The organism is Geodermatophilus sp. TF02-6 (genome assembly GCF_003319115.1).
GTDB lineage: Bacteria > Actinomycetota > Actinomycetes > Mycobacteriales > Geodermatophilaceae > Geodermatophilus.
Genome location: NZ_QOHF01000001.1, coordinates 135,818 through 156,557 on the forward strand (window position 1 = coordinate 135,818; position 20,740 = coordinate 156,557).

Annotated in this window: 16 protein-coding genes; 6 read left to right on the plus strand and 10 right to left on the minus strand. The window is 74.9% G+C overall.

The window, feature by feature from the left end; translation table 11 throughout:
- Positions 1-133: 133 nt before the first annotated feature.
- Together DQ238_RS00665 and DQ238_RS00670 are read left to right on the plus strand one after the other, a co-directional pair.
- A complete protein-coding gene (locus DQ238_RS00665) occupies positions 134-748 on the plus strand; it encodes an MFS transporter (protein WP_113779379.1) in 615 nt (204 codons plus the stop codon).
- On the plus strand, positions 727-1,269 hold the full coding sequence (locus tag DQ238_RS00670; protein WP_113779380.1) for an MFS transporter: 543 nt from the start codon (positions 727-729) through the stop codon (positions 1,267-1,269). Before DQ238_RS00665 ends, DQ238_RS00670 begins: the two co-directional genes overlap by 22 nt.
- A gap of 65 nt (positions 1,270-1,334) precedes the next feature.
- Here the strand turns inward: DQ238_RS00670 and DQ238_RS00675 are convergent, their stop codons facing one another.
- The 3 genes from DQ238_RS00675 to DQ238_RS00685 form a co-directional block, all read right to left on the minus strand.
- Positions 1,335-2,843 carry an MFS transporter gene (locus DQ238_RS00675; protein ID WP_233495602.1) on the minus strand — a complete coding sequence of 503 codons (1,509 nt, stop codon included), beginning with the start codon at positions 2,841-2,843 and terminating at the stop codon, positions 1,335-1,337.
- A gap of 274 nt (positions 2,844-3,117) precedes the next feature.
- Entirely contained in the window at positions 3,118-4,764 is a 1,647-nt protein-coding gene (gene pgi / locus DQ238_RS00680) for a glucose-6-phosphate isomerase (RefSeq protein ID WP_233495603.1), read from the minus strand.
- A 304-nt stretch (positions 4,765-5,068) separates the two neighbouring features.
- Positions 5,069-5,911 carry an SDR family oxidoreductase gene (locus DQ238_RS00685; protein WP_113779381.1) on the minus strand — a complete coding sequence of 281 codons (843 nt, stop codon included), beginning with the start codon at positions 5,909-5,911 and terminating at the stop codon, positions 5,069-5,071.
- Between the two features lie 100 nt (positions 5,912-6,011).
- Between DQ238_RS00685 and DQ238_RS22620 the strand changes: the two genes are divergently transcribed.
- Positions 6,012-6,917: a hypothetical protein gene (locus DQ238_RS22620; protein ID WP_158550666.1), complete on the plus strand. Its 906-nt coding sequence runs from the start codon at positions 6,012-6,014 to the stop codon at positions 6,915-6,917.
- A 9-nt stretch (positions 6,918-6,926) separates the two neighbouring features.
- Here the strand turns inward: DQ238_RS22620 and DQ238_RS00695 are convergent, their stop codons facing one another.
- From DQ238_RS00695 to DQ238_RS00715, 5 genes are all read right to left on the minus strand, one after another.
- Entirely contained in the window at positions 6,927-8,783 is a 1,857-nt protein-coding gene (locus DQ238_RS00695) for a glycoside hydrolase family 13 protein (RefSeq protein WP_199506043.1), read from the minus strand.
- An 80-nt stretch (positions 8,784-8,863) separates the two neighbouring features.
- Positions 8,864-10,057 carry an ABC transporter ATP-binding protein gene (locus DQ238_RS00700; protein ID WP_113779382.1) on the minus strand — a complete coding sequence of 398 codons (1,194 nt, stop codon included), beginning with the start codon at positions 10,055-10,057 and terminating at the stop codon, positions 8,864-8,866.
- A 111-nt stretch (positions 10,058-10,168) separates the two neighbouring features.
- Positions 10,169-11,107: a sugar ABC transporter permease gene (locus tag DQ238_RS00705; RefSeq protein WP_113779383.1), complete on the minus strand. Its 939-nt coding sequence runs from the start codon at positions 11,105-11,107 to the stop codon at positions 10,169-10,171.
- Complete coding sequence (locus DQ238_RS00710) at positions 11,107-12,735, minus strand: ABC transporter permease subunit (protein WP_113779384.1); 1,629 nt, start codon at positions 12,733-12,735, stop codon at positions 11,107-11,109. Before DQ238_RS00710 ends, DQ238_RS00705 begins: the two co-directional genes overlap by 1 nt.
- A gap of 100 nt (positions 12,736-12,835) precedes the next feature.
- Positions 12,836-14,083, minus strand: coding sequence for an extracellular solute-binding protein (locus tag DQ238_RS00715; RefSeq protein WP_158550667.1), 1,248 nt, complete (start codon positions 14,081-14,083; stop codon positions 12,836-12,838).
- 174 nt (positions 14,084-14,257) lie between these two features.
- Here DQ238_RS00715 and DQ238_RS00720 point away from each other — a divergent pair, with 174 nt between their 5' ends.
- On the plus strand, positions 14,258-15,274 hold the full coding sequence (locus tag DQ238_RS00720) for a LacI family DNA-binding transcriptional regulator (RefSeq protein ID WP_199506044.1): 1,017 nt from the start codon (positions 14,258-14,260) through the stop codon (positions 15,272-15,274).
- Positions 15,275-15,331: 57 nt separating this feature from the next.
- On the opposite strand, the gene DQ238_RS00725 is transcribed toward DQ238_RS00720, so the two are convergent.
- A complete protein-coding gene (locus DQ238_RS00725; protein ID WP_233495604.1) occupies positions 15,332-16,474 on the minus strand; it encodes a thiolase family protein in 1,143 nt (380 codons plus the stop codon).
- 101 nt (positions 16,475-16,575) lie between these two features.
- Here DQ238_RS00725 and DQ238_RS00730 point away from each other — a divergent pair, with 101 nt between their 5' ends.
- Positions 16,576-18,363, plus strand: a complete 1,788-nt coding sequence (locus DQ238_RS00730) for a glycoside hydrolase family 15 protein (RefSeq protein WP_113779386.1) — start codon at positions 16,576-16,578, stop codon at positions 18,361-18,363.
- A gap of 6 nt (positions 18,364-18,369) precedes the next feature.
- Here the strand turns inward: DQ238_RS00730 and DQ238_RS00735 are convergent, their stop codons facing one another.
- Positions 18,370-19,392, minus strand: a complete 1,023-nt coding sequence (locus DQ238_RS00735; protein ID WP_158550668.1) for a class I adenylate-forming enzyme family protein — start codon at positions 19,390-19,392, stop codon at positions 18,370-18,372.
- A 140-nt stretch (positions 19,393-19,532) separates the two neighbouring features.
- Between DQ238_RS00735 and DQ238_RS00740 the strand changes: the two genes are divergently transcribed.
- Positions 19,533-20,735 (plus strand): MFS transporter, encoded by a 1,203-nt coding sequence (locus DQ238_RS00740; protein ID WP_113779388.1) that lies wholly within the window; start codon positions 19,533-19,535, stop codon positions 20,733-20,735.
- Positions 20,736-20,740: the final 5 nt, after the last annotated feature.

A 20,740-nucleotide genomic window follows, 5' to 3' on the forward strand; every position in this document is an offset into this window, starting at 1 on the left:
ACCGGCCGCGACCGACAGCACCTGCGGCAGCCGAGAGCTGGGAAGGTCCGGAGAACGGCTGGCGGAGCGGTGACGACCGACTCAACTCCCGCCGTGGGCCGTCCGGCCCTCGTCCGGCCGCGTGCAGACGTGGATGGCGACGACTTCCGCCCCGCCGGCCCGGGAGCTGTGCTGTCCGGACACCCTGCCCGTGCGCTCGGCCGCGGCCGGCTGCGTGGTGGGCAAGCTCAGCGACCGCACCACGTCCCGGCTCGGCATGCGCAAGCCGTGGATGATCGCCGGCGTCGTCCTCGCGGTCGTCGGACTGGCCGTGATGGCCAGCTCCACCACCGTCGCGCTGATCCTGCTCGGCTGGTGCGTCGCGACCATCGGGCTGAACGCGACGATCGCCGCGCTGGTCTCCCTGCTGCCCGACCAGGTGCCCCACTCCCAGCGCGGGAGGGTCTCGGGGATCCTGGGCATGGGCCTGCCCGTCGGCGCGGTCGGCGGCGCGCTGCTGGCCCAGGCGTTCACTACCAGGCCTCTGCTGATGTTCCTGGCGCCGGCGGTCGTCCTCGTGGTCGGCGTGGGGCTGCTCCTGCCGTCCTGTCCCGACCGCCGGCTCGGCCGGGAGGAGGCGCGGCAGCTGCCCGCGTTCGGTCCGCGCGAGTTCCTCGGCAGCTACTGGGTGAGCCCGCGCCGCCACCGGACTTCGGGTGGACCTGGCTCTCCCGGTTCCTCGTCTTCATGGGCATCGCCACCCTGGTGACCTTCCAGGCGTTCTACCTGCTCGGCCAGCTCGGGGTCGCGCTCGACCGGGTCGCCACGCTGGTCGCCCTGTCCACGTTCGTGCACTACGTCTTCGTCTTCGTCGCCAGCCCGGTGGGCGGTTGGCTGTCGGACCGGCTCGACCGCCGGGAGGTCTTCATCGGCGTCGCCGCCGGCGGGTACGCCGTCGGCCTGGTCGTCATCGCCGTCGCCGGGTCGTTCGGCGTCTTCCTGGTGGGGATGGCGATCACCGGGATCGGCGAGGGCGCCTACCTGGCCGTCGACCTGGCGCTGGTCGCCGACGTCCTGCCCGACCCGGCCGAGGCGGCCAAGGAGATGGGTGTGTTCAACGTGGCCAGCGCGCTGCCCCCGGCGCTGGCGCCGGCGGTCGCGCCGCTGTTCCTCGCCATCCCCTTCCTCGGCCGGGGCGACGACGGCAACTTCGTCGCGCTGTTCGCCGCGTGCGGCCTGTTCGCCGCCCTGGGTGCGCTGGCCATCAGGCCGGTCCGGTCGGCCCGCTGACCGCCGCCGACTGGCTGACCGCCGATGCTCTCCACCACCACGCCGGGGCCCGCCGCGCGGGTGGATCAGGCGCGCTGCTCGGCCGCCCCGCTCGGTGCGGGCGCCTCCCGAGCCGACCGGGCACGGGACCGCGCGTCGACGACGACGTCGACCACGGCGAGGAGGAGCGCGGCGACGACGAACGCCGTCGCCACGAGCAGTCCCTGCTGGTAGGCGCCGGCGAAGTCCCCCCGGGTCGACGCGACCCGGGCGAAGAAGACCGACCCGACGGCGGCGATGCCGACCGCCGCCCCGATCCGCTGGCCGACCTGCAGGAGGCCGCCCGCGGTGCCGGCGCGCTCGACGGGGACCTGGGACAGCGTCAGCGTCTGGTTGGGGGCGATCACCAGACCCGAGCCCAGGCCGGCGACGAGCAGCGGGGCCAGGGTCGCCCAACCGGTGCCGTCCCGCGGTACCAGGTGGACGGCGAGCAGGGTGCCGACGAACCCGACGACGACCATGAGCAGACCGAGCGCCACGAGACGGCGGCCGAGGCGGTGGACGATCCGCCCGCCGAGCGCCGCAGCGGCCGCCGAGCCGATGGCGAACGGGGTGATCGCCAGACCCGCCTCCAGCGCGCTGTACCGCAGGCCGATCTGCAGGTAGAGGGTGAAGACGAAGAACAACGGCGTGAACCCCGCGAAGAACAACGTGATCAGCCCACTGCCGAACGTGTAGGAGCGCAGCCGGAACAGGGCCAGGTCGACCAGCGGCTCCCTGCCGCGCCGCGTGTAGCGCACCTCCCACCCGAGGAACGCCGCGAGCAGCAGCACGGCCACCGGTACGAGCAGCCACTTGCCGCTGCCCTGCCACTGCTGTGCCTGCACCAGCGGCAGCAGCAGGACGACGATGCCGGCGCCGAGCAACCCGACGCCGACCGGGTCGTAGTCGTGCCGGCTGCGCTCCTCGCCGCGGTGCGGCAGCAGCCGCCAGGCCAGCGGCATCGCCACCAGGCCGACCGGGAGGTTGATGAAGAACACCCACCGCCAGCCGGACTCGGTGCCGAAGGCGGCGATCAGCGACCCGCCGAGCAGCGGACCGATCGCGGTGGAGATGCCGACCACCGTGCCGAACGCCCCGAACGCGGTGCCCCGCTCGCGCCCGCGGAACAGCTGCTGGATGAGCGCGGTGATCTGCGGGGTGAGCAGACCGCCGGCCAGCCCCTGCACCAGCCGGGCGAGCACCAGGAACAGGCTGCCCGGCGCCAGCCCGCAGGCCAGCGAGGCCAGGGTGAACAGGCCGAGGGCGGCCACGAACACGGTGCGCCGGCCGCGGACGTCGCCGATCCGGCCCGCGGGCACGAGCAACAGCCCGAAGGTCAGCGCGTAGCCGGAGACGACCCACTGCAGCTCGCTCTCGGAGGCCTGCAGCCCCCCGCGGATCGACGGCAGCGCGACGTTCACGATCGAGACGTCGAGCAGCACCATGAAGCCGCCGACCAGGCAGACGCCCAGCGCCTTCCACCGGCGGGGATCGGGCTGCTCCGCGCTCTCGCTCGGCTGCTCGACCGTCTGCTGCTGCTGTGTCCCTGCCACTGCTCTCCCCTGCGCCGCCGGTGCCGGCCGCGCCGGGCCCTACCCGGGATGTGTCGCGTGCAACCGACCGTCCGCGGCGCGTCGCCCCCGCGCCGTCCGACGATGACGCCCCACGCCGTCCGACGATGATCAGCTGAGCTCACCGCATCGCGTCCTGGCTCACCGTGGCGCGTCCTGGCTCACGGTCGACGGTGAGCTCGGACGCCGCACGACCAGGTCAGCTGATCATCCGGCGTCACACGAGCCCCCGAGGACCCGCTGATCCCTCCGGTGGTCAGACGGGGCGGCCGCGCAGCTGCCGGTAGTGCTCGACGAGGGCGGTGGTGGAGGAGTCCTGGTCCACCTCCGGGGCGTCGGCCGAGGTCAGCGCGGGCTCCAGCTGGCGGGCCATGACCTTGCCCAGCTCCACGCCCCACTGGTCGAACGAGTCGATCTGCCAGATGACGCCCTCGGTGAAGACGGTGTGCTCGTAGAAGGCGACCAGCTGGCCCAGCGTGGACGGCGTCAGCTCGGGCGCGAGGATCGTCGTCGACGGCCGGTTGCCGGGCATGACCTTGTGCGGCACCAGCTCGGCCGGGGTCCCGTCGGCGGCGACCTCCTCGGCGGTCTTGCCGAAGGCCAGCACCGCCGACTGGGCGAACAGGTTGGCCATCAGCAGGTCGTGCATGTCGCCGATGTCGTGGTTGGGCTCGCCGAAGCCGATGAAGTCGGCCGGCACGAGCGTCGTCCCCTGGTGCAGCAGCTGGTGGAAGGCGTGCTGGCCGTTGGTGCCCGGCTCGCCCCAGTAGACCTCGCCGGTCGACGTCGTCACCGGCTGCCCGTCCCAGCGGACCGACTTGCCGTTGCTCTCCATCGTCAGCTGCTGCAGGTAGGCCGGCAGCCGGGACAGGTACTGGCTGTAGGGCAGCACGGCGTGGGTCTGGGCGCCGAAGAAGTCGGTGTACCAGACGTTGACCAGCCCCTGCAGCACCGGCAGGTTGGCCTCGAACGGCGCGGTGCGGAAGTGCGCGTCGATGGTGGAGAAGCCGGCGAGCATCTCGTCGTAGTGCTGCGGCCCGATGGCCACCATGAGCGACAGGCCGATGGCCGAGGTGTAGGAGTAGCGGCCGCCCACCCAGTCCCAGAACTCGAACATGTTCTCCGGGTCGATGCCGAACTCGCGCACCGCCTCGGTGTTGGTCGACACCGCGACGAAGTGCCGGGCGACCGCCGACTCGTCCGCGCCCAGGCCCTTGAGCAGCCAGTCGCGGGCCACCTTGGCGTTGGTCAACGTCTCCAGGGTGGTGAACGTCTTGGAGCAGACGACGAACAGCGTCTCGGCCGGGTCGAGGTCGCGGGTGGCCTCGGCGAAGTCGGTCGGGTCGACGTTGGAGACGAACCGCGCGGTGATGTCCCGGTCGCTGTAGGCCCGCAGCGCCGTGTACGCCATCGCCGGGCCGAGGTCGGAGCCGCCGATACCGATGTTGACCACGGCCCGGATCGGCCGGCCGGTGTACCCGCGCCACTCCCCCGAGCGCACCCGGTCGGCGAAGGAGCGCATCCTGTCCAGCACCGCGTGCACGTCGCGGGTCACGTCCTGCCCGTCGACGACCAGCTCCTGGGACGCCGGCGCGCGCAGCGCCACGTGCAGGACGGCACGGTCCTCGGTGGGGTTGACGTGCTCGCCGCGGAACATCGCGTCGATCCGCTCCCGCAGCCCGGCGCGCTCGGCCAGCGCGAGCAGCAGACGCAGCGTCTCGTCGGTGACCCGGTGCTTGGAGTAGTCGAGGTACAGGTCGCCGGCGCGCGCGGTCAGCCGCCGCCCGCGGTCGGGGTCCTCGGCGAACAGGTCGCGCAGGTGCCGGTCGGCAACGGTGCGGTGGTGCTCGGCCAGAGCGGCCCACTCCGGGGTCGCGGTGATGTCGATCGCGGTGGTCTGCACGGGTGCCTCCGGACGGTCGGGGGGTCCCCTCCACCCTGGCCGGACCGGCCGCCCGGCACAAACCCGGAAGACGGCCCCGTCCCGGGCCCCGGCCCCGTCCAGGGCACCGGCCCGAGCCCTGACGGCCCCCTTGCCGGTAGAAGGACCTCGCCCCTCTCAACCCTCGCGAGCTCGGGCTGAGCCTCCGGGCGAGGCCAGCCTGCGAGCGGCGGGGGGCAAGGGGGTCCTTCAAGGGGAGGACGGCGGCCTCCCTGCAGGGGCCCGCCGCGAGCCTGCGAGTGGCGGGGGGCAGGGAGGTCCTCTCTCACCGGGCCCGCAGGACCTGCTCGACGGTCCGCGCCGGGTGGCCGGTGGTGTCCGGGACGGCGGGGCTGACGCCGGCCAGCTCCCCGGCGGCGATCGCGGTGTAGGTCGACACCCAGGCGTCCACCTGCCAGTCCGGCGCCCCGTACGCCGCGCGGGAGGCGTACGCCTCCTCGACCGTCTCCGGCCGGTAGGTCACCGTCCGGCCGGTGACGGCGGTGAGGACGTCGGCCAGCTCGGCGAGGGTGAGCTCCTGCGGGCCGGTCAGGTCGAGGGTGCGCCCGGCGTGCGCGGCGGGGTCGCGCAGGACCACCGCGGCGACGTCCGCGATGTCGTCCTGGGCCACCGCGGCCACCCGCCCGTTCCCGGCCGGGCCGCGGATGACGCCGTCCGCACCGACCATCCCAGGCAGGAAGTCGGCGTACAGGTCGTCGCGCAGGAACGTCCAGCGCAGGCCGCTGGCCCGGACGTGCTGCTCGGTGGCCCAGTGGTCGCGGGCCAGGGTGAAGATGGCGTCCGGCGCGGCGCGGTAGAAGGAGACGTAGACCAGGTGCGCCACACCGGCGGCCGCGGCGGCGTCGACGAAGGTGAGGTGCTGGGCGACCCGGTCGGGGCTCTCCGACGCCGAGACCATCAGCACGGTGCCGACGCCGTCGAGCGCCCGGCGGATCGCCTCGCCGTCGCCGTACGGGGCCGGGACGGCGGTCGCGCCGGGCAGCCGCGGCGCCCGGGCGGGGTCGCGCACCAGCAGCCGCTGCGGCACGCCGGCGTCGGCCAGGCGGCGCGCGACCCGGCCGCCCAGACGGCCGGTCGCGCCGGTGACCGCGATCGGTTCGGTGTCCACGGCGCCCAGCGTGCCCGAGCCCCGCCGACGGCGACGGTCCGGGCCGGGTGGCGTGCGCGCAGTGGTGGTCGCGGCGGCGCGCAGGCGCCACGATGCCGCGGTGGACTACGCCGAGGCCCGCAGCATCTTCCTCACCCCGCGCACCGCGGAGCGGCCCCCGCCCCAGCTGCCCGACACGCCGGCCCGCAGGCTGCGCGACGCGGCCGAACCGATCGCGACGATCAGCTTCTGGAGCCGGCAGACCAACGACCGGTTCGCCGCCCTCGGCCTGGACTTCCTGACCGGCTACGTCTGGGCCCGCGCGGCCGCGCTGGGCGAGCCGGCCGCGTCGGTCGTGGTCGCCGCCTTCGGCGTCTTCGAGCCCGGGATGGTCACCGCCCTCTACCAGCAGGCCCGCGGCACCGCCTCCCGGGCCGACGTCCTGGCCGCCCGGGAGGACGGCTCGGTCGCCGCCCTGGCCGAGCTGCTCGCCGACGCCGACGTCGACCCCGCGGTCGCCCTGCTGCGCCGCGCCGTCGACGCCCTGGCCGACGACGTGGCCGGGCGACCGCTGTTCGCCGGGCTGCTGTCCCTGCCGGAACCGGCCACCCCCCTCGGCCGGCTGTGGCACGCGGTCACGCTGCTGCGCGAGTACCGCGGGGACGTGCACGTGGCCGCCAACGTGGCCGCCGGGCTCTCCGGGCTGCAGATGAACCTGATGACGGAGTACTGGGTCGGCTGGGAGCCGACCAGCTACGCCGCGACCCGGGGGTGGTCGCCCGAGGCGATGGCCGCGGCCGACGCCGACCTGGTCACGCGCGGCCTGGTGGCCGACGGCCGGCTCACCGCCGAGGGACGCCGGCTGCGCGAGGACGTCGAGGCGCGCACCGAGGCCGCCCTGGCGCCGGCGCTCGACGCCGTCGGACCCGACCTGCCGGAGCTGACCCGGCAGCTGGACGAGTGGTCGGCGCACGTCGTCGCCTCCGGCCTCGCCCCGACCGACCCCTACAAGCGGGCCAGCGGCTGACCGGCCGGGTCAGGGCAGACGCCACACCTGGAAGGTGGGCCCGTCCCCGGGTAGGACGACGTCCCTGCCGTCGCGCACCCGCAGCGGCGCCCCGCCACCGGACACGTTGGGCGCCTCCCCGGCCAATCCGAGCAGGTCGGCCGGCACGCGCAGCGGCGGGGCGGCGGCGCGGCGGGCCAGCACGAGCAGCCGCTCGTCGGCGCTCTCCCGCAGGTAGCACAGGGTGTCCCCGGCGGCGGCGACCCAGCGCAGCCCGCCGCGGCGCAGGGCCGGCGAGCCGCGGCGCAGGGCGGCGAGCTCCCGGTAGGTCGCCAGGGTATGCCGGTCCCAGCTGTCGGGGCGGTTCCACGGGAAGGGCGTGCGCGCGTCCTCCCCGAACGTCCCCCGCAGGCCGATCTCGTCCCCGGCGAAGACCATCGGGACGCCCGGCATGGTGAACAGCAGCCCGGCCGCCACCTCGTGCCCCTCCCGGGACCGCACGATCGTGCGGATCCGGGCGGTGTCGTGGCTGGACAGGATCGACCAGGACGTCGCCGTCGCCCGCCACGGCCGCGTCCCCACGTAGGCCTGCACCGTGGCCACCGCGGCCTCGGCCGGCAGGCGCGGCACCAGCGGTGGCAGACCGGGGTGGCGGTGCTCGTCGCTGCAGGGGTCGCGCAGCCAGGAGCGCACCGGGGTGGTGAACGCTGCGTAGTCCATGACCCCGTGCCAGCCCTCGCCCCCGAGGTCGGCGGTGGCGTCGAAGCTGTGCTCGGCGATGAGGGCCGGCTGCCCGCCGACGCCGGCGAGGGTGCGCCGCAGCGTCCGCGCGACCTCGGCGTTGTGGTCGTCGGCGCCGCGCCGCCCGGTCATGTGGGCGACGTCGACCCGCCAGCCGTCCAGCGCAAACGGCGGCCGCAGCCAGCGGCCGGCCACGCTATCCGGGCCATCGACCAGCCGGCGGCGCAGCTCGGCCGACCCGAGGTCGAACTTGGGCAGCGTGGAGTACCCGAGCCACGTCTCGTAGACGTCGGAGTCCGGGCCGGCGAAGTAGTAGAACGTGCGCTCCGGCGAGGTGCGGTCGGCCAGCGCCGTCCGGAACCAGGTGTGGGTGTCCCCCGAGTGGTTGGTGGTGAGGTCGCCGAGCAGGCGCAGCCCGCGGCGGTGGCAGGCCGCGGACAACCGGACCAGCGCCTCGTCCCCGCCGAGCAGCGGGTCGACCACGGTGAAGTCCGTGGCGTTGTAGCGGTGGTTGGACTCGGCCGGGAAGAACGGGGTCAGGTAGAGGGTGTCCGCGCCCAGGCCGGCGACGTGGTCGAGGTGCAGGGCGATGCCGTCGAGGTCCCCGCCGTAGAACTGGGTGGCGACGGTGGGGCCCAGCGCGTCCACCGGGTCGTCCCAGCCCGCCGGGTGCGCCCACGGCGGCGTGGCCCGGCCGTCCGCGGCGGCCGACCGGGCGAAGCGGTCCGGGAAGACCTGGTAGACGAACGCGTCCCGGGTCCACTCCGGCGGCGTCGCCGCGGCGGTGAGGCGGAAGTCGGCGGCGTCGGTCACCTCGTGCGCGTGCAGCCCCGCCCCGTCGAGCCAGCGGTACCCCCGCGGGCCCCCCATCAGCAGGAACCGGTAGTGCGTCCCCGGGTTGCGCACCGGTACCTCGCAGCGCCACCACGTCTCGGTCTCGGTCTTGCGGTCGACGACGCCGGGGAAGAGCTCGGCCTCGGCGTCGGGGGTGGAGCGCACGTGGACGTCGGTCGCCCCGTCGGCGTGCGGGACGCGGAGGAAGACCGGCACCGTCCGGCCGAGCTCCGGGGCGTCGTCGGGGACGTAGAGGGCCGAGCCGTCGTGGTGCGGGCACGACAGGGCCTGTTCCGGGACGACCTCGCTCACACGGTCACCTCCGCTGCTCGGGTCCGGTACGGGCCGGGACGCCGCTCCCGAGCCGCACCGGACGGGGGCACCGCCGGCGACTACGACCGGATGGCGAGGTTGGTCTGCGGGTCGAAGAAGTGCAGCCGCTCCCGGTCGACCGCGATCTCGATGTCGTCGCCGGGGCGGACCCGCGACCGGGGCGCGAAGGCCGCGACGAAGGGGGTCCCCTGCTGCGACGCCGGCAGGTCCTCGGTGCGGGCGTCGCGCTCGAGCTCCTTGGTGTCGGCCGTCTCGACCTTGGGCGCGTCGACGCAGAAGTGCACCACGATCTCCGACCCGAGCGCCTCGGTCAAGGTCACCCGTGCCCGGATGCGCGCGTCGGGTGCGGCGTCACGGGCCAGCGAGGCGTCCTCCATGTCCTCGCTGCGGACGCCGACGGCGACGTCGCGCCCCGCGTACCCGGCCAGAGCCGGGCGGTCGGCGAGCACGGACTCCGGCAGGGACAGGACCGCGCTGCCCAGCCGCAGCAGGTAGCCGGTCGCGCCGCGCTCGACGGAACCGATCGCCATGTTCATCGGCGGGGAGCCGATGAAACCGGCCACGAAGATGTTGTCCGGGGAGTCGTAGATGTGCTGGGGGTTGCCGACCTGCTGCAGGACGCCGGCCTTCATCAGGGCGATGCGGTCCCCCATGGTCATCGCCTCGGTCTGGTCGTGGGTCACGTAGATGGTGGTGACGTCCAGGTCGCGCTGGATCTGCGCGATCTCGGCGCGCATCTGCACCCGCAGCTTGGCGTCCAGGTTGGACAGCGGCTCGTCCATGAGGAACACCTGAGGCTCCCGGACGATGGCCCGCCCCATCGCCACCCGCTGCCGCTGACCGCCGGACAGCTGCTTGGGCTTGCGGTCGAGCAGGTGACCGAGCTCGAGCATGCCGGCGGCCCGGTGGACCCGCTGCTCGATCTCCTGCTTGTCCATCCGGCGCAGCTTGAGCCCGTAGGCGATGTTGTCGGCGACGCTCATGTGCGGGTAGAGCGCGTAGGACTGGAACACCATGGCGATGTCGCGGTCCCGGGAGGAGAGCGTGTTCACCACCCGGTCACCGATGCGCAGGGTGCCGGTGGTGATGTCCTCCAACCCGGCCACCATGCGCAACGCGGTGCTCTTCCCGCACCCAGACGGCCCGACGAGCACCAGGAACTCGCCGTCGGCGATGTCCAGGTCGAGGTCCTGGACGGCGTGGAACCCGTTCTCGTAGAGCTTGTTGACCTTGTCCAGGACCACCTCGGCCACCGGCACTCCTCCGTGCTCGTAGGGACGGGTCGCCGCGCGACCCGGGGACGCTGGCCCCCTGCAGGGTCCCGCCGCGAGCTCGCGAGCGGTGGGGGGCAGGGGGTCCTTCGTTCAGCCCTTCACCGCACCGGCGGTGAGCCCGCCGACGATGTAGCGCTGGAGGAACTGGAACAGGGCCACGGTGGGGACGGCGAGGATGACCGCGCCCGCCGCGAACAGGCCGAAGTTGGCGTTCGCCGTCTGCGGGTCGGCCACCAGGCCGTAGAGGCCCACCGCGGCGGTCTTCACCGAGTCGTCGGTCAGGAAGACGCTGGCGATGAGGAACTCGTTGACCGCGGCGATGAAGCCCAGCAGGCCGGTGACGGCGAGGATCGGCCGGACCAGCGGCAGGATGATGCCGAAGAACACCTGCGCGTGGCTGGCCCCGTCGACCTTGGCGGACTCGTCGAGGTCCTTGGGGATGGTGTCGAAGAAGCCCTTCATCAGCCAGGTGTTCACCCCCAGGGCACCGCCGAGGTAGAGCAGCAGCAGGCCCCAGATCGAGTTGAGGCCGATGGCCGGCCACAGGTTGGTGATGTCGGCGAAGATCAGGTAGAGGGCCACGATGGCCAGGAACTGCGGGAACAGCTGGATCAGCAGCACGGCGAGCAGGCCGGCACGGCGCCCGGTGAACCGGAACCGCGAGAAGGCGAAGGCGGCGCAGGCGGAGATGAACATCGACAGCGCCGCGGACAGGACGCCAATGAGCAGGCTGTTCCAGAACCACCGCGGGAACGACCCCGACAGGATGGCGCCGAAGTTGTCCAGGCTCATCCTGGTCGGCAGCAGCTGCGACGAGCTCAGCGTGCCGACCGGGTTGAGCGCCGCGGAGACCACGAAGAGAATCGGGAAGAGGGAGAACACCAGGGCGAGGACGCCGACCAGGTGGCTCCACCCCACGCGGCGGAACCAGTTGCCCTTGGCCGTGCCCAGCCGCACCACCTCGGTCGGTGGGCCCTCCCCCACGGCCGCGATCGTCTGCGGGCCGGCCTGGTTGCCTGTGATGGCCATCAGTTGACCTCCTCCAGAGCGCGGGTGCGGCGGAAGGCGAGGACCGAGATGACCCCGACGATCAGGAAGATGACCACCGAGATCGCCGCCGCGAACCCGTAGTCGGCGCCCGCGCCGCCGAACGCCAGCCGGTAGGTGTAGGTGATGAGCAGGTCGGTGCCCCCGGCGGACGGGTTGTCCGGCGAGAACGGGCCGCCCTGGGTCACCAGGTAGATCGCGTTGAAGTTGTTGAAGTTGAAGGCGAACGACGAGATCAGCAGGGGCGCGAGGGCCACCAGCAGCAGCGGGAACGTGATGGTGCGGAACGCGTAGAACGGCTTGGCGCCGTCCACACCCGCGGCTTCGGTGAGGTCCTTGGGGATCGACTGCAGCGCCCCGGTGATCACCAGGAACATGTAGTTGTAGCCGAGCCACAGCTGGACCAGCAGGATGGCCACCATCGAGCTGGCGGTGTTGCCCAGCCAGTTGACGTGGGTGCCCAGGATGCGGTTGATCAGCCCGAAGTCGGTGTTGAACATGTTTCGCCAGACCAGGTACATCGCCACGGCCGGCATCGCGTAGGGCAGGATGATCAGCGACCGGTAGAACGTCTTCCCCTTGAGCATCGGGTTGTTCAGGGCCAGGGCGACGAGCAGCCCCAGCCCGAAGGTGATGAGCACGGTCAGGAACGCGAAGGCGAAGTTCCAGACCACGATCCGCAGGAACGAGCTGCGGATGACGTCGTTGGTGAAGATGGCGCCGAAGTTGCGCAGGCCCACGCCGACCCGCCACCCCTGCGCCAGGGTCTGGCCGTCGTCGGCCACGAACGCGCCGTTGCCGTCGTCGGCGGTCCACGTCCGGCCCGACGCGGCGTCGGTGATGCAGTCGCAGCCCGCGTCGTAGGCGCGTTGCGGAGCCCCGTCGAACGCCGACGACAGCCCCTGGTTGCGGATGGCGCCGTCGTCGGTCGGCACGGTGAAGGCGGTGAGGTCGTCCTGCCGGTCGCTGATCTGCGCGACGTCCAGCACGGTGTACCCCTCGGCCGCGGTGATCCGCCCCGCGTCGGACCGCTGCACGTCGGCCGCGGACAGCGGCGCCAGCCCGTCGGACGTGCCGGCGAACACCTGGTCCGTGGTCGGGTCGGCGAGCAGGAACACCAGGTCCCCCGTCGAGGGGTCCCCGTCGGCGGCGATGGTCAGGTCGTAGACCGGGGAGCCGGGGACCTGCTGGACCGAGGCGCCCTCGATGGCGGCGATCGCCTCCTCCTTGCTGCCGCGGTGCCCGTCGCTGAAGTTGGTGAAGGCGGTGGCGACGGTGTACACGATGGGCAGGATCTGGAAGGCGATCAGGAACAGCGTGCCCGGCAGCAGGTACTTCAACGGGATCGTCCGCGGCGAGAGGTAGACGTAGAAGCCGAGCAGGGTGACCGCGACCAGGACCGCCAGCCCGATCCAGTTCTGCGTCCTGACCAGCGGCACGGCGCCCCACACGGCCACGGCGGCCAGCAGCGCCAGCGCGGCGATCTTGAGGACCAGGCCGAGCGGGCTGCTGGTCCCGTCCGAGCCGACCCCCAGCCCCGCCCTGCCCCGGCCGCCGGGCGGGCTGCCGGTGGGGCGGGCCGTGTCGACGTCCACGGTGGAGCGGGCCATGTCGACCTCCTCGGGTTGGGGCTGGCTGTGTCGGGCGGAAGGGGGAGGCCGGCGGAAGGGACGGCGGCTGCGCCCGCGCGTCGACCCGCCGCTGCCCGCGTCACCCGCCGATGGCCCCCCGGATGGTGGTGGCCGCCGCGGTGATCGTCGTCCGGGGGTCCGCGCCGGCGACGACCGCCGCCTCGGCCTTGCCCCACGGGTCCCACACCGCCGCCATCTCGGGGATGCTGGGCATGATCTGGCCGGACTGGGCGGCGATGTCGGCCGCCTCCGCGACCAGCGGCTGGGTGTCCCGGATCTGGTCGAGGACGGTCAGGGAGGCGGGCACGGCCTCGGCCGCCTTCTGGTAGGCGGCCTGGACGTCGGGCCGCGACCAGAAGTTGGCCACGTACTCCTGACCCAGCGTCCGGTGCTCTCCGCGGCTGGCCACGTAGCAGGCGTCGACGGTGATGAAGGGGGACGCCGGCCCGCCGTCGGCGAAACCCGGAACCGGGGAGATGTCGTAGGGCACGCTGCTCTTGGCCAGGTTCGGCAGCTGCCACGGCCCCTCGACCATGAAGGCCGTGTGCCCGTCGGTGAACAGGCTCAGGTCGTTCTCGGCGCTGATCGAGCGCTTGAGCACGCCCTGGCCCTTCTCGCCGAGGGCCCCGATCTGCTGGTAGGCCGTCACCGCCTGGGGCGCGGCCAGGCCGAGGTCGGTGCTGTCGAAGCTGCCGTCCGGCGCGGTCCCGAAGACGTAGCCCCCGGCGGAGGTGAACAGCGGGTACATGAAGTAGGCGTTGCCCGTGTCGCTGACCGGCAGGGCGAGGACCTCGGTGACCCGCCCGGCCGCCTGCAGCTGCTGCCCCGTGGCCACCAGGTCCTCGATGGTCGCGGGCGCGTCGGGAGCGAGGTCGGTGTTCCGGTACAGCACCAGGCTGTTCATGGTGAAGGGCATGCCGTAGACCTGGCCGTTGTAGGTCACGGCCTGGACGGCCAGGGGCTGCAGGTCCTCCCGGACCGCCGGGAGCAGCTGGATCGGGTCGATGGTGCCGTTCTGCACCAGGTTGCCGATCCAGTCGTGCGCTCCGCACACGACGTCGGGTGCGTTGTTGCCCTGCGACGCGGTGACGAAGTTGGTCTGCAGCTCGTCCCCGGGCAGGAGCTCGACGTCGACCGGAACGCCGTTCTCCTCGCCGAACCTCTGGGCGACCTGCTTCAGGGCGTCACCGCCGGTGCCGGACCCGGCCCAGATGAGCAGGCCGGAGTCCCCCCCACCGCCGGCGTCCCCGGTGCCGCCCCCGCAGGCGCCGAGCGTCGTCGTGGCGACGATCGCACCGACCGCCAGCTTCCACCTGCACCCGCGCATCGGACCCCCTCGGGGACCGCCGGCCATCGGTGCGCCTCGACGGAGACCGTGACCTGGGTCACAACTGGATGGATTCAGCAGCAGTCAACGGGCTCGCGGCCCCCCTGTCAAGCACGGGCCGCGCCCGGCTCGTCGCGGCTGCGGGGACCGGGACCTCCATGGCAGACTCCCGCCGTGCCCAGCCGGGTCACTCTGCAGGACGTCGCGGTTCGCGCCGACACCTCGCGGACGACGGCGCACTACGTGCTGACCGGACGGGACCGCGAGATGCGCATCGCCGAGGAGACCCGCCGGCGGGTGCTGCGTGCGGCCAACGAGCTGCGCTACCGGCCCGACCTCATGGCCCGCGGCCTGCGCACCCGCGTGACCCGCACCATCGCGTTGATCACCGACACGATCGCCACGGAGGCCTACGCCGGCGGGCTGGTCCACGGCGCGCTGGCCGCCGCGGCCGGGCACGGTCACCTGCTGTTCGTGTGCGAGACCGAGGAGGACCCGGCGCTCGAGGAGCGCCTGGTCGGGGAGCTGGCCGACCGGCACGTCGACGCCTACCTCTACGCGAGCATGTTCACCCGGGACGTCTCCCTGCCCGCGGGGCTGCGCACCCAGCGCGTGGCCCTGCTCAACTGCCGCACCTCGCAGCGCAAGTGCCCGTGGGTGGTGCCCGACGAGCGCCGCGGAGGGCGCGACGCCGCCCGAATCCTGCTGGAGACCGGGCACCGCGAGGGCATCTGGCTGGTCGGGGAACCGAACGAGCAGGTGGTCGCCGGCCTGGAGCGGACCGCGGGCATCCAGGAGACGCTGCGCGCCGCCGGTACGGCGCTCGCCGGCACCGTCCACTGCACCTGGTGGCCCGAGTCCGCGTACGAGGAGTTCGGCGCCTTCCTCGACGGCGGGGGACGCGCGTCGGCCGTGATCTGCCTCAACGACCGCGTGGCGATGGGCGTGTACCAGGCGTTGACCGCGCGGGGCCTGTCCGTGCCCGGGGACGTCTCGGTGGTGTCCTTCGACGACTCCGACCTCGCCGTCTGGCTGCAGCCGCCGCTCACCAGCGTCGCCCTGCCGCACCGGGAGATGGCCGCGCGGGCCGTCCGGCTCCTGCTCGGCCGGCAGACCCCGACCGAGCTCGAGGTCCGGGTGCCCATGCCGGTCCGGCTGCGCGAGTCCGTCCGGCCGGCGGCGAGCGCCTGACCCGACGCCGCCGCGGACCACGCCCGCGCCCGGTCGGTGCCCGCGCTTGCGGGCTGCTCAGCGGCAGGCCTCGACCACCACGGCCACGCCCTGCCCGCCGCCGACCGCGACGGCGGCCAGGCCGTACCGGCCGCCCGGCCGGCGGACCAGCTGGGAGAACAGCCGGACGGCGAGGACGGCGCCCGACGCGCCCCAGGGGTGGCCGAGCGCGAGCGCCCCGCCCTCGGGGCAGACCCGCTCGGGCGCCAGGCCCAGGACGGCGCAGCAGGCCAGCACCTGCCCGGCGAAGGCCTCGGTGAACTCGACGACGTCGAGGTCGTCGAGGGTCAGCCCGGCGCGGGCGAGGGCCGCCCGGGTGGCGGGCACGATGCCCAGGCCCGGCCGGGCCGGGTCCACCCCGGCGGTCGCGGTTGCCAGGACCCGCAGCCCCGGCAGCCCCGTGCGCCGGTGGGTGGCGGCGTCGGTGACCGCGACGACGGCGGCTCCGTCGTTGACCCCGCACGAGTTGCCGGCGGTCACCGTGCCGCCGGGGCCGAAGGCGGGGCGCAGCCGGGCCAGCCGCTCGACGGTGAGCCGGTCGCGCGGCCGCTCGTCGCGGTCCACCCCGCCGACCGGGACGATCTCCGCGGCGTAGCCGCCGGCGCGCCGGGTGGCCACCGCGCGGGCGTGCGAGCGGGCGGCGTACTCGTCCTGACGGGCGCGGGGGACGGCGAGGTCGGCGGCGAGGCGGTCGGCGGCCGGCCCCATGTCCGGGTCCCCGAGCGCGGCCGGGGCGAAGGGGGCCCGGGTGTAGCGGGTCGGTTCCCCGCCCGGCGCCGGCGGCCAGAACCGCCAGGGCGCGGTGGACGCCGACTCGACCCCGCCGGCCAGGACCACCCCCTCCTCGCCGCGCAGCACCGAGCAGGCCAGCACGATCGCGGCCAGCCCGCTGCCGCACTGCCGGTCGACGGTCAGGCCGGGGACGTCGACGGGCAGGCCGGCCTGCAGCGCGGCGACCCGGGCCACGTCCCCGCCGGGGCCGGTGCAGTTGCCGAGGACGACCTCGCGCACCGGTCCGGCCCGCCCGGCGAGGTCTGCGGCGACGGTGGTGAGGACCGGTGCGGCCAGGTCGGCCGCGGTCAGGGCCGCCAGCGACATCCCCGCCGTGCCGATCGGCGTGCGGCGGGCGGCCACGACCACCGGCAGGTCGACGTCCGGCACCCGCACTCCCTCCCGCGCACCGGTCCGGCGGCCGGCGCGCGACCGGCCGGCGACGGCGGACCGGAGGCGTATGGTGCCATCCCCGCGACAGGAGGACCGGCATGGTCGGCAGGATCGAGGACTACGGCCTGCTCGGGGACCTGCAGACCGCGGCGCTGGTCGGCCGGGACGGGTCGATCGACTGGCTGTGCCTGCCGCGGTTCGACTCCCCGGCCTGCTTCGCCGCGCTGCTGGCCGACGAGACCGCCGGCCGCTGGCTGCTCGCGCCGGCCGGGGCCGGGCCCTGCACCCGCCGGCGCTACCAGGGGGACTCGCTGGTCCTGGAGTCGGAGTGGGAGACCCGGCACGGGACGGTGCGGGTGGTCGACCTGATGCCGCCGCGGGGTGAGGCGCCGGTCGTGGTCCGCGTGGTGGAGGGCGTCTCCGGGCGGGTGCCGGTCGAGATGGAGCTGGTCCTGCGGTTCGACTACGGGCACGTCGCGCCGTGGATCCGGACGGTGGACGGCGACCTCGCCGCCCTGGCCGGCCCCGATGCGGTCTGGCTGACCACCCCGGCCCGGGTCACGCACCGGGACCAGCGGATCGAGGCGCGGTTCGAGGTGACGGCCGGGCAGCGGGTGCCGTTCGCGCTCACCTACGCCGCCTCCCACCTGCGCCGTCCCCGGCCGACCGACGCCGAGCGCGCGCTGGCCGACACGGTGCGGGCCGGGGCCGACTGGACGCGCCGGTGCACCTACCGGGGCCGCTACGCCGACGCGGTGCGCCGCTCGCTGGTGACCCTCAAGGCGCTGACCTACGCCCCGACCGGCGGCATCCTCGCCGCCGCCACCACGTCCCTGCCGGAGCAGCTGGGCGGCTCGCGCAACTGGGACTACCGCTTCTGCTGGCTGCGCGACGCGACCTTCACGCTGCAGGCCCTGCTCGGCACGGGGTACCTGCAGGAGGCCCGCGCCTGGCGGGACTGGCTGCTGCGGGCCGTCGCCGGCGACCCCGCCGACCTGCAGATCGTGTACGCGCTCGACGGCGCCCGGCGCATCCCGGAGTCCTCGCTGCCCTGGCTGCCCGGCTACGCGGGCTCCGCCCCGGTGCGGGTGGGCAACGCCGCGGCCGGCCAGTTCCAGCTCGACGTGTGGGGTGAGGTGCTCGTCGGGCTGCACCTGGCCCGGCTGGCCGGGCTGCCGGCCGAGCAGGACGCCTGGGACGTGCAGCGCGCCCTGCTGGACTTCCTCGAGGGCGCCTGGGACTCCGACGACAACAGCCTGTGGGAGGTCCGGGGGCCGCGCCGGCCGTTCGTGCACTCGAAGGTGATGGCCTGGGCGGGGCTGGACCGCGCCGTCCAGGCCGTCGAGCGCTTCGGCCTGCCCGGCCCGGTGGACCGCTGGCGCCGGCTGCGCCAGGAGGTCCACGACGACGTCTGCGCCAAGGGCTACGACGCCGACCGCGGCACCTTCACCCAGTTCTACGGCTCCCGCGGCCTCGACGCCGCGCTGCTGCTCATCCCCCGGGTGGGGTTCCTCCCCTGGGACGACCCGCGGGTCCGGGGCACCGTGGACGCCGTCGCCCGCGAGCTCACCGAGAACGGGTTCCTGCTGCGCTACCGGCCCGACGCCGACGGCGGCGTCGACGGGCTCCCCGGTGGCGAGGGGGCGTTCCTCGCCTGCTCGTTCTGGCTGGCCGACGCGCTGGCCGGCCTGCACCGGACGGCGGAGGCCGAGCGGCTGTTCGAGCGGCTGCTCGGGCTGCGCAACGACCTCGGGCTGCTCAGCGAGGAGTACGACGTCACCGCCGGGCGCCAGGTCGGCAACACGCCGCAGGCCTTCAGCCACGTCGGCCTGGTCAACACCGCCCGCCACCTCTCCGGCGCCCCCGCGGCGGCCGCGGGACCGTGAGGGCCCTCACCGCTCGACCGGCGGCTCCGCCCCCGGCAGACGGGCCAGGCGGCCGGCTGCCGCCCGCTCGCCCAGCGCCGCCCGGTCCACCTTGCCGGCCGCGGTGAGCGGCGGGTCCGGCTCAACGAACCACAGCACCGGCCGCTGGGCCCGCGACAGCTCGGCCCGCGCCGCGGCGCGGGCCCGCCGGAGGACGCCGGGGTGGGGCAGGACGGCGGCGACGACCGCGCCCAGCCGAGGGTGCTCGACGCCGACGACGACCACCTCCCCGCCCGTCGCCCGCCCCAGGACCTGCTCGACGTCGGCGAGCAGCACCGTCGCCCCGGCCGTCACCAGGGCGCCGCCGCCGCGGCCGGCCACGGTGAGGACGCCGCCGGCCAGGGACCCGCGGTCACCGACCGTGGCGAACCCGTCCGCGGCGACCCGCAGCGGCCCGGGCCGCCCGGCGTAGCCCCGGGCGAGGAACGGCGAGCGCGCCCAGATCTCCCCGCCGCGGACGCGGACCGCCACGCCGGGGAACACCCGCAGGTCCGACGCGTGGCTGCCCCACGCCACGAAGGACAGCTCGGCCGCGCCGTAGTAGTGGCTGGTGCGGACGCCGGCCGCGGCCGCCCGGCGGGCCAGCGCGTCGGCCAGCCGGTCGCCGGCCACCACCACGTGCCGCCCGCGCAGGTCGGTCCCGGCGTCCAGGCAGCGGGCCAGCACCGCCGGGGTCAGGTGCGCGTGGGTGGCGTCGTCGGGGACCGGGGTGAGGGCGGCCCCGGCGGCGCGGGCGTGCACCGCCGCGAACAGGTTCATCGTCGCCGACAGCGGGCCGGGGACCCACACCCGCGACGCCGCGCCGATCCCGGTGAGCCGGGAGACCGCCGGGAAGGAGTCCACCCACGAGGCCACCGTCCGCACCACCGACCGGGGCCGGCTCGTGGTACCCGACGTGCGCAGCGCGATCAGCCCGCCGCGGGCGTGCGCCTCGAGCACCGCGGCGACCGGGTCGGCGGCCGCGGCGACGTCGCAGACCGCGTCCGGCATCGCACCTCCCGCACGGGTCCGGAGCACCGGCGCCGGCACGCTAGCACCCGGCCGGGGCGCCGCAGGGCCGGGCAGGGGTCTGCGGCGGGAGCTCGGGCGACCGAGTTCCCGCGGGGCCGAAAACATGCTAAGCATTTTCGGTGCTGGGCACCCGCGGCCGCGCGGTCCGTCCACCGGTCCTGGTGGTGAGCACCGCCGCCATGGGGCTTGGCGCGGCGCCGCCCTTCCTGCTCGCCTACCTGGGGCCGGACGTGCGGGCGGCGCTGGACCTGTCGGGGGCCCAGCTCGGGCTGCTGGTCGGCCTGTTCTACGGCGCCACGGGAGCGGTGTCGCTGCTGGCCTCGCGGATGGTCGAGCCGCTGGGGGCCCGCTGGTGCGTCGCCGGGGACCAGCTGCTCGTGGCGCTCGCCCTCGCCGCGGTCGCGTGCTGGCCGGCCCTGGCCACCCTCGGCCTGGCCAGCGTGCTCTGCGGAGCGGCCTACGCCCTGGCCAACGCCGGCACGAGCCTCGCGGTCACCGCGGTGTCCCGGCCGCAGCAGGCGGGGACGGCGGTGGCGGTCAAGACGGCCGGGGTGCCGATCGGGGCCACCGTGCTGGCCCTCGCCGGCCCACCGGCCGCGGCAGCGGTCGGCTGGGAGGGGGTGGCGCTCGGGCTCGCCGTCCTGGCCGCCGTCAACGCGGGGGCGGGCGCGCTCCTGCTGCCCTCCGCACGCGGGCGCGCGGCGGTCGCCGGGCGGAGCGGCGGGCAGGTCCTCCCCCGCCGGTTCCCGTGGGTGGTCCTGGCCGCGTTCCTCTACGTGCTGGGCTCGCAGCCGCTGATGTCCTGGCTGGTGCTCAGCCTCGTCGACGCCGGCGTCCCGCGCGGGACCGCGGGTGCGGTGTCGGCCGCCGGGACGGCGCTCGGCGCGGCGGCCATGGTCCTGGCCGCCCGCCGCGCCGACCGGGCCGGTCCCGGCCGGCGCGCCCTGCTGGCGGCGGGCGTGGTGGCGACCTCGCTGACCGGGACGCTCCTGGTGTGGCTGGGCTCCCACGTCGGCCTGGCCGTCCTGGCCGGCGGCGCGGTGGTGGGCCTGCTGGCCAACCTGGTCGGCGCGGGTTTCACCCACGGCGTGGCGATCGACCGGGCCCCGCTCGCGGTCGGCCGGGCGACGGCGGTGATGTCCAGCGGCTACTACGCCGGCGCGCTGGTCTCCCCGCTGGTGTTCGGCGTGCTGGCCGACCTCACCGGCGGCTACGACGCGTCCTGGGCGGCGACGGTGGCCGCGCTGGCCTGCTGCGGGCTGTGCTTCCTCGCCGTGGACCGCTGGGTGCGCCCGCCCGTGCCGGTGGCGGCGTCACCGTAGAAAGG

Coding starts and splice junctions, on each gene's coding strand:
- DQ238_RS00665 (WP_113779379.1), top strand. CDS start 134: ATGGCGACGACTTCCGCCCCGCCGGCCCGGGAGCTGTGCTGTCCGGAC.
- DQ238_RS00670 (WP_113779380.1), top strand. CDS start 727: ATGGGCATCGCCACCCTGGTGACCTTCCAGGCGTTCTACCTGCTCGGC.
- DQ238_RS00705 (WP_113779383.1), bottom strand. CDS start 11,107: ATGGCCATCACAGGCAACCAGGCCGGCCCGCAGACGATCGCGGCCGTG.
- DQ238_RS00710 (WP_113779384.1), bottom strand. CDS start 12,735: ATGGCCCGCTCCACCGTGGACGTCGACACGGCCCGCCCCACCGGCAGC.
- DQ238_RS00715 (WP_158550667.1), bottom strand. CDS start 14,083: ATGCGCGGGTGCAGGTGGAAGCTGGCGGTCGGTGCGATCGTCGCCACG.
- DQ238_RS00730 (WP_113779386.1), top strand. CDS start 16,576: ATGGTCGGCAGGATCGAGGACTACGGCCTGCTCGGGGACCTGCAGACC.
- DQ238_RS00735 (WP_158550668.1), bottom strand. CDS start 19,392: ATGCCGGACGCGGTCTGCGACGTCGCCGCGGCCGCCGACCCGGTCGCC.